A 7,862-nucleotide genomic window follows, 5' to 3' on the forward strand; every position below is an offset into this window, starting at 1 on the left:
CGCCGGCAGGTGTGAGGTTCAGGCTGCTTCCGGAAAGCCGTCGTCCGCATCTTCGGAAACTGCGCCGTCAGCAGGCTCGACGGGGAGCCCGTCACCATCCGGTTCGCTGCCCTCGCAATCGGGATGTTCCGCCCGACCGAAACGCATCTCGTCTGGCAGCCAGTTGAGGGCCCGGTCTTTGACCTCCGCTTCTACGATCAATTGCCCGGCGAAAAGCTTCTCGGCCGATGCAGCAAGGTCGTGCTTCTTGGACGCTGCGTAGCGATTGGAAAGCTCAAGGCCGCCAACCTCCCCAAAATGGGCCAATATTCTGCCCTTGCTCACCCGGTCGAAATAGCGGCGCGCCGTTGGTCGCCACCAGACATGCTCTTGGATGTCGAGCTTGCGACCCACATGATCGATCAGATCAGCGCCGGCGCCGCCGACGGGGACCGCATGGAGGGTGCGGGCGATCGCCCAGCCGAGCCACGCGGCCCGCGCGCCTTCATCCAGGCCACAGAAAGCGTCATAGCGCTCGACAAGGTTCCCCGTCTCTGTCCAACTGCGGTCGAGGCCAGCGTCGAGTTCCGTCCAGGCCTCGCCGGCCGGGGTGTCGCTTTCAAATCCCGGCACGCGCGAATAGGGGGCAGCAGCGCGTAGTTCGCTCGGATGCCCATAGCTGCGCCCAAGGGCGGCATCGACCATGAAGAAAGTGCCGAGATCAAGAGCAAAGTGCGGATCGCTGGCTACATGGAGGCGGAGGATTTCAGTCTTCATAATCGCGAGATCCTCAGCAAGTTTCTGGCTGATGGGCGCGAGTGACGGGCCATCCTCGACCGGTTCCTGTTCGACCTCTTCGGTCTGGATGCCATCGGCTCCCGGCTCGGCTTCGGGCTCTTCGACCTCCGGTCCGGGCTCGGGAACGATGAACAGTCGTTCGTGGAGCCTGGGCTGGCCGTCACTGCCGATGACCAGATAGGCGAGCGCCTTTTCCTTCTGCTCGGCAGAGATGAACGGAGGCTTTTCGTTGAGGGCCCTATGTTCCGCTTCAAGGGCCTCAATCCGGCTAATCTCCTCGTCTGAATAGCCGTCCTCGTCGGCCTCTTCGGCGATGGCTTCCAGTTCCACCTCTATGGCGCGCTGTCGCTCCTCTTCCTCGGGCGTTATTTCGGCAGGTTCACCTTCCAGTTCGTCGAGCGCCATGGTCTCCACATACGGGATGCGGGTTTCACAGATGATGCGGACCTCGCCAAAGCCGTCCTGAGCACGAACCGCCTGCGCCGCCGTTTCCATTCGCTCGGCTGCGAGCCGATCGATGATGTCGCTGTCGATCCAGTTCTCATTGGCGGCATCAGAGAAGAGATCGCTGTCGATGCGACCGCCTGCCGCGATATAGACATCGCGCCCCACCAGCAGGGCTTTGGGATCGCTGCCGCGATAAAATCCAGAGACGAGCCGCCGGCGAATTTCGCTGAGGTTGGTCGAATAATAGCCGCTGTCCATCTCTTCAAACACGGCCGCCTGCCGCGCGGTATCGGAAATGCTGGCATAGGCCTTGGCAACATCAAGCGTGATTTCCCCTGCCGCGAGCGCATCGAAAATGCTGTCGGCCAGGCCCGCAAGCCGCAGGCGCCCAAGAACAAAGCGTTCGGTGAGGCCAAAATGCTTGGCGACGTCGGCGGGGGTCTTCTTCTCGCCATCGATGATCGCCTGAAACGCCCGGCATTCCTCAGCGGGGGACATGTTGAGGCGGATGAAATTCTCAATGAGGCTGACCTCGGTCGCGTCATTCTTGTCGGCGAGCACCATCACGGCGACGGGATAGTCAGGCCCAAGGACGCCGTCCTCAATGAGCGTATGGATCTGGGTCAGTCGTCGGCCGCCGGCAGTGATATGATATTCACCCTTCTTGCGAGCAACCGGAATGCCGATCAGATTCTGGATGATGCCCTTGGCGGCAATGCTGGCCTTGAGTTCCGCATCCGCTTCGGGGTCGCTGCGCTTGCGCACATTGGTGGGAGCGATCGAGAGCTTGGATGCCGGAACGAAGATGATGGGAGGTGTCTTGTTCATGGAGTATCTCCAACTGGCGGAGCGCCCCAACCATCAGGCCGCTAACCGCGCCCGCTCCACCACCGCCTTCCCTCCTGCCCGCAGCATCTCGTTCCAGTCATTGAATGGCGCTGCGGGCCAGAGGACGATGATGTCTCGTCCGGCAAGCGCATAGCTCTGCAAGGCCCTCGTCACCGCCCTCCTGCCAGCGCGGTCGTTATCAGCGAGGAGCACAAGGCGCTTGATGCGGGATGGGATATCGATCCGATGGAACCGCTCGGCTCCAAGGCTCGCCCAGACCGGGATGGCAAGTAGTAAGGCTGCCGAAAGGGCGTTTTCGACCCCTTCCGCCAGGCCCAGCGTGTCCTCCGGCTCAAGAAGCTGGACGGCATCTCCACGCAAGGGGCCCAGCGACCGTTTGGTCTTTGCCAGCAAAGCTGGCCGTCCATTGAGCTGCAGGAAGTTTCGCTGGATGGCTTTCGGGCGGCGTGGTTCCCCGACAGCTATGAGCAATGCAGGCAGATACCGTAGCGTTTTCCCTCGGCCCAACGGTGTCGCGGGATGGTAGCGCATGAGCTCATATACCGGTGAAACAGACCTGCTGCGTAGATAGCGCTCAGCAGGCGTGCCGCTGACGGATCGCCCCTGGCTCCAGAGCCGCACGGCGTATCCTGTCGTATCGCCGCCGGCCTGCCAGTGATCGGATTTGCCGCTCTCACGTCTCGGCACATCAAGCCTCTCGCTTCGGAGCGAACCGAGAATTTCGCCAATCGTGCAGCCGGCAAAGCATTTGAATAGGAGCGAGGTTCTACCGCACCTGACAGACAGGCTTGGCGTTCGATCCTCATGGGCCGGGCATCGGCACATGCCCCGCCCGTTGGACCAGGTCCCGCCGAGCCGTCGAACGATCCGCTCACCCGCGGCGGCCATTGACGCGCTCACGGATCGATCCTCATGCCGATCGAGAATGTCACAGGAGTGCATCGCCCAGTCACGACGGGTTTGAATGCAGATCCACAGGTGCATGGAGAGTGGCAGCAAGGCATGGAGATCATCCCAAGAGAAAAGTTACATGACCTCATATGAGGCCTTTCCCCTCACCCCCCTCCTCTCCTGCCTCGCAGCAGCCTTTCACCAACCGCGAAATGCTATCCCAGATAAGACCGTTGATTTCGCGTGTCAGTTTGATGACACTCATAGCCTATCGAAACGGATCGGCCACCTTGCCTGGCTCTATCAGCTGCGGTCGCCGAAGCATTTAGAGGGTCGGGTCGCACCGTGACTAGAAACAATCCGCCTCCCGAACTGGAGCAATATCGGACAGCGGTCGAGTCGCTGACCGAGCGTCAACGCGAGTGCATGGCGCATGTGGCGCGCGGCCTTAAATCCAAACGGATCGGCGCCAAGCTTGGTATCCAGTCGGGAACGGTCGACAAGCATATCGAAAAAGCCCGTAATGTCCTGGGAGATATGGATCGATTTGACGCGGCCCAGATCGTTCTGGCCTTCGAGACCGCTAGCGACACCATCGTCGCCCACACCCAATTTTTAGCACCCCAAACGTTCGGAATATCTTCGGAAAGTAAAATCGTACCACCTGTCCCTGCTGATCACGAAGCGAGCGCACAGCCAGAGCGTGACGGGCAGTTTGTCGAGGAACAAGGGAGCTATTCCCTCGAACGCCTCACAATCTCCGTCATCGGCTGGCTCCCGCTCCGCTCAAGCAGGAGACCGAGCAATGACCTGAACCAGTCAAAAGCTATCATTACCGCAGCGGCACTGGGCGCTTTGGCCCTCCTTCTTGCCGGCTCGGCCATGTCGCTCCTTACGGTGATGGACAGTTTCGCCCGTCCGTAAGGGCAGTTTTCGACAATCTTTTTCGAGAAACCATGCATTCCAGTGGAATGCGGGAGGAGGCATCATGCCCAGACAACGTCAAATCATCGCCCACTCGATCGCGCAGCGGCTGTACGCGGCGGAAGAAGCCATCGATCTTGCAGCCGCCCGGATAGCCGAGCTCAATGCCGCCCTTCCTCTCGCGCGTCTCGAAGGACGCCTCGCAGCAGCAATCGGGCAGGACGCCTTCCAGTCTTCTGCATCGGCCATCATGCTGCTCGCACAGACGCGGGCGGAACTCGTTGCCACCCACAACCAGCTCAAACGCGTCAGCGACGACATTGGCCTTGGTGAGCAGGCCTATGGCGACGTCTTCAAGGTCGCAAGCGGTGAAGGACAGCAGCCGGCGGTGGCTCACCAGCTCCGCGCTGCCTGAACGACGAACGTCAAATACTTGACTGGGAATGAGATTTCCATTTCGAAGTCGATATGACCAGACAAATGATGTTCGTGGGACTTTTGGTCCTGAGCTCAATTTATGGGTTCACGAGGGGTGGCCGGCCCGAACAGATCGGGGCGGCAACCCTTGTACTGGGCGTTCTTGCGAGCATCGCTTTTTCGCATCCCGTCACACGCCAGTTCCAGAGCGTGGAGGCCGGGATGCTTACCGTCGACGCGGCCATGTTGGGTGTGTTTCTATGGCTTTCTTTCAAAAGCACGCGATTTTGGCCAGCCTGGGTTTCCGGCATGCTCATGGCCGAGGTCGCGGTTCATGTGATGCGCGTGACGATGCCGGATGTGGTGCCCAAAGCCTATATGGATGCCGTGGCCATCTGGAGCTGGGTGGCCCAGATCATTCTGATCGTCGCGACCACTCGACATCAACGGCGTCTGCACCGACTGGGTGCCGACAGGTCCTGGAGGAACTGATTGGCCTGGGCGATCCCGATCGTGCGAGGCTATTATCAGACCGGCTCCTCGATCGTTTCGGGTCGTTCCCCGAGGCCCTGAACGCGGCGGAGGCGGACCGTGTCGACGCCGTCGGCGGCCATGATGTGGAAGGACTATTCGCGTCAGTTCGAACTGCCATCCACATCGTGCTGCGCGGGCGCCTTCCACAAAGGACAGTTCTGGCAAGCGAACCAGCGGTTCTCGAATATCTGCGCGGCACGATGGCGTTCGCACCCAACGAGCAGTTTCGCGTGCTGTATCTCAATGCTGGCAATGCGCTTCTTCGCGACGAACTAGCAGGGAGCGGCTCGGTTTCATCCGTCCACGTCTACCCGCGCGAAATTCTCAAACGGTGTCTGGAGCTCGGTGCAACCGCCATTATCGTTGCCCATAACCATCCGTCGGGCCGCCTTGTCCCATCCAGGAGTGACAGGACCATGACTCGCAATCTGGTCAACGCCGCCAGGTCGCTCGACGTTGCCGTCCATGACCATATCCTGATCGCGCGGGAGGGCAGCCTGAGCTTCCGTAGACAGGGCCTGTTGTAAGCCAAGATCGCGCCACCGGCGGACCTAGCCCCCTGCTGCGCTCTTCAAGCAAAAGGAGATATGCTGTGCCTCACCGCTCGTTCGCTCGCATGGAGTCCTGCCGAAAGTTGGTGACAATGCGCAAGACACTTGGCGATGCCCTGGGCTATCGACATTGTGCCAGCCCGATATGGGACATGCTTTTGGAACTCTATGTCGCCGAACGAGAAAAACGGATCGTCTATCTCTGGTCCCTGTGCAGCTTTGCCAACGTCCCGTTTTCAACGGCTTGTCGGAAGGTCACTGAGATGGAAGAAATCGGCCTTGTCAGACGAAACCTGGAACATCGCGATCGTCGCGGAGTGGAAGTGACGTTAACCGATAATGGCGAGGCCCTGATCGCTTCGGTACTTGATCGCTTTGCTGAGATTTAAGGTTCAGAAACACAGGTGGATACTAGGATTTCGGCGCTGGTAAGTTACGCTGACCGGTCCGCGCGCTGTAGCTGATAAACCACGGATTCAGGCAAGGTTGAGCCCATTCTGGGATTTTCCCTTCTGCGCAGACATAGCTGCCAATTGAATTGCTAGATTGTGATATGGCGGTGCGTGCACTGTCACAGTTTCAGTTATTATCCTCGAACGGGGAATTCGACGCAAAAGTCGCGACAACGCGGTGTCGGAAATTGTCAACGTCTGCGCCGCCGCCTTGATCTTCGGTCGAATGAAACAACGTGAACGGCGGCGAGAACGATCGCACCCTGACAGCAGGCCAAGGCAAGTGACAAGCGTGGTCATCAGCGTTTGTGTCATGTCTCTCTCCTACTATTTTATGTTGATGGTCCTCGATTTACTCCATGTCAGCGAGATCTGACAGGAGGTCGCCATGCACCGGCCAGCATGACAACCTCATATCGTACTTAGTTGCGGTTGCGGTCTACCAATGCAGATTTCTTGATCCAAGGCATCATGCCTCGCAATTGCTCGCCAACACTTTCGATCGGGTGCTCCAGAGCTCGGCGACGCATGGCCTTAAACCCTGATTGATACGCTGTGTTTTCTAGCATCCAGTCGCGCGTGAACTTGCCGGATTGAATGTCCTCCAGTACGTCCTCCATCGCCTTGCGCGTCTGCTCGGTGACGATGCGCGGTCCAGTTACGTATTCGCCTTACTCGGCTGTATTGCTGATCGAGTAGTTCACATTGGCAATGTCGCCCTCGTAGAGCAGATCCACCATCAGCTTTAATTCATGGAGGCATTCGAAGTACGCCATTTCAGGGGCGTAGCCTGCTTTGACGAGCGTATCGAATCCAGCCTTCACAAGGTCGATCATTCCGCCACACAGGACGACGTGTTCGCCGAAGAGGTCGGTTTCGACTTCCTCGCGGAAAGTCGTTTCGATGATGCCGGCTTTGCCGCCACCGATCGCGCAGGCATAGGAAAGTGCAATGTCATGGGCATTTCCGGAAACGTCTTTGGCAATGGCGATAAGGCATGGAGTGCCGCCGCCGCGCATATATCCACCACGCACGGTATGGCTCAGAGCTTTCGGCGCAATCATGAACACGTCGAGATCCGCTCGGGGATCGAGCAGATTGTAGTGAATATTAAGACCATGAGCGAAAGCGAGCGGCACCCTGCTTCATGTTTGAATGAAGGCTGTCCCGGTAAATGTCACCCTGCAATTCATCGGGGGTCAGAATCATGACGATGTCGGCCGTCTTGGCCGCAACGACAGGATCCATGACTACAAATCCGGAAGCCTGCGCCTTGGCGGCGCTCGGCGAGCCATCGCGAAGGGCAATGACAATGTTTTCGACACCGCTGTCGCGCATGTTCAGCGCGTGGGCGTGCTGATCTGCCCCCTGCTGAGTAGCCCAAAGACTATGATAGTCTGGACCACGAAAGGGACGATGAATGCCGAGCAAGAAGCACAAGCCGGAAGAGATTATCGGCAAGCTGCGTGAAGTTGAGATTGTGCTGGCACAGGGAGCGAGCACGGCCGAAGCCTGCCGCCGGATCGCGGTCAGCGAGCAGACCTATTATCGCTGGCGGAAGGAATATGGCGGCCTGAAGACCGATCAGGCGCGGCGGATGAAGGATCTGGAGAAAGAGAACCAGCGTCTTCGCCGGGCGATCTCGGACCTGACGCTGGACAAGCTGATCCTGCAGGAGGCAGCCAAGGGAGCCGAAGGCCAGCGCAGCTAAACTTCTAAGCCCCGCGCGGCGGCGACGCTGCATTGATCATGTGCGACGAGAGTTTCCGGTATCCGAGCGCCGGATATGCCGGGTGCTGGGTCAGCATCGATCGACACAGCGCAAGGTGCCGCGCGGGGCGGATGACGAACAGGCACTTACAGAGGATATCATCGCTTTGGCGAAGCAATATGGTCGTGATGGCTATCGCCGGGTGACGGCATTGCTGTGCCATGCGGGATGGACGGTGAACCATAAACGGGTTGAGCGGATCTGGCGGCGTGAGGGGCTGAAGGTTCCGCTGCGCCAGCCAAAGCGGGG

8 protein-coding genes and 2 pseudogenes are annotated in these 7,862 nt (G+C 59.1%); 6 read left to right on the plus strand and 4 right to left on the minus strand.

The window, feature by feature from the left end; translation table 11 throughout:
* Positions 1-18: 18 nt before the first annotated feature.
* Positions 19-2,052, minus strand: coding sequence for a ParB/RepB/Spo0J family partition protein (locus BMY84_RS27455; protein WP_093088228.1), 2,034 nt, complete (start codon positions 2,050-2,052; stop codon positions 19-21).
* Positions 2,053-2,085: 33 nt separating this feature from the next.
* Positions 2,086-2,466 (minus strand): toprim domain-containing protein, encoded by a 381-nt coding sequence (locus BMY84_RS30040; RefSeq protein ID WP_177204237.1) that lies wholly within the window; start codon positions 2,464-2,466, stop codon positions 2,086-2,088.
* 843 nt (positions 2,467-3,309) lie between these two features.
* Here BMY84_RS30040 and BMY84_RS27465 point away from each other — a divergent pair.
* The 5 genes from BMY84_RS27465 (at position 3,310) to BMY84_RS27485 (ending at position 5,779) form a co-directional block, all read left to right on the plus strand.
* Positions 3,310-3,888: a response regulator transcription factor gene (locus tag BMY84_RS27465; RefSeq protein WP_093088231.1), complete on the plus strand. Its 579-nt coding sequence runs from the start codon at positions 3,310-3,312 to the stop codon at positions 3,886-3,888.
* A 64-nt stretch (positions 3,889-3,952) separates the two neighbouring features.
* Positions 3,953-4,303 carry a hypothetical protein gene (locus tag BMY84_RS27470; protein WP_017501651.1) on the plus strand — a complete coding sequence of 117 codons (351 nt, stop codon included), beginning with the start codon at positions 3,953-3,955 and terminating at the stop codon, positions 4,301-4,303.
* 65 nt (positions 4,304-4,368) lie between these two features.
* Complete coding sequence (locus tag BMY84_RS27475) at positions 4,369-4,797, plus strand: hypothetical protein (RefSeq protein WP_256215484.1); 429 nt, start codon at positions 4,369-4,371, stop codon at positions 4,795-4,797.
* A 5-nt stretch (positions 4,798-4,802) separates the two neighbouring features.
* Positions 4,803-5,366, plus strand: coding sequence for a JAB domain-containing protein (locus tag BMY84_RS29535; RefSeq protein WP_143075196.1), 564 nt, complete (start codon positions 4,803-4,805; stop codon positions 5,364-5,366).
* Between the two features lie 116 nt (positions 5,367-5,482).
* Positions 5,483-5,779, plus strand: a complete 297-nt coding sequence (locus tag BMY84_RS27485; RefSeq protein ID WP_093088236.1) for a winged helix DNA-binding protein — start codon at positions 5,483-5,485, stop codon at positions 5,777-5,779.
* An 87-nt stretch (positions 5,780-5,866) separates the two neighbouring features.
* On the opposite strand, the gene BMY84_RS29540 is transcribed toward BMY84_RS27485, so the two are convergent.
* Positions 5,867-6,157 (minus strand): hypothetical protein, encoded by a 291-nt coding sequence (locus tag BMY84_RS29540; RefSeq protein WP_143075195.1) that lies wholly within the window; start codon positions 6,155-6,157, stop codon positions 5,867-5,869.
* Positions 6,158-6,264: 107 nt separating this feature from the next.
* Positions 6,265-7,210, minus strand: a pseudogene (gene ilvC, locus BMY84_RS27490) (ketol-acid reductoisomerase); the annotation flags it as partial.
* A gap of 52 nt (positions 7,211-7,262) precedes the next feature.
* Here ilvC and BMY84_RS27495 point away from each other — a divergent pair.
* Positions 7,263-7,862, plus strand: a pseudogene (locus BMY84_RS27495) (transposase); the annotation flags it as partial.

It is taken from the genome of Sphingobium sp. AP50, from assembly GCF_900109095.1.
Lineage (GTDB): Bacteria > Pseudomonadota > Alphaproteobacteria > Sphingomonadales > Sphingomonadaceae > Sphingobium.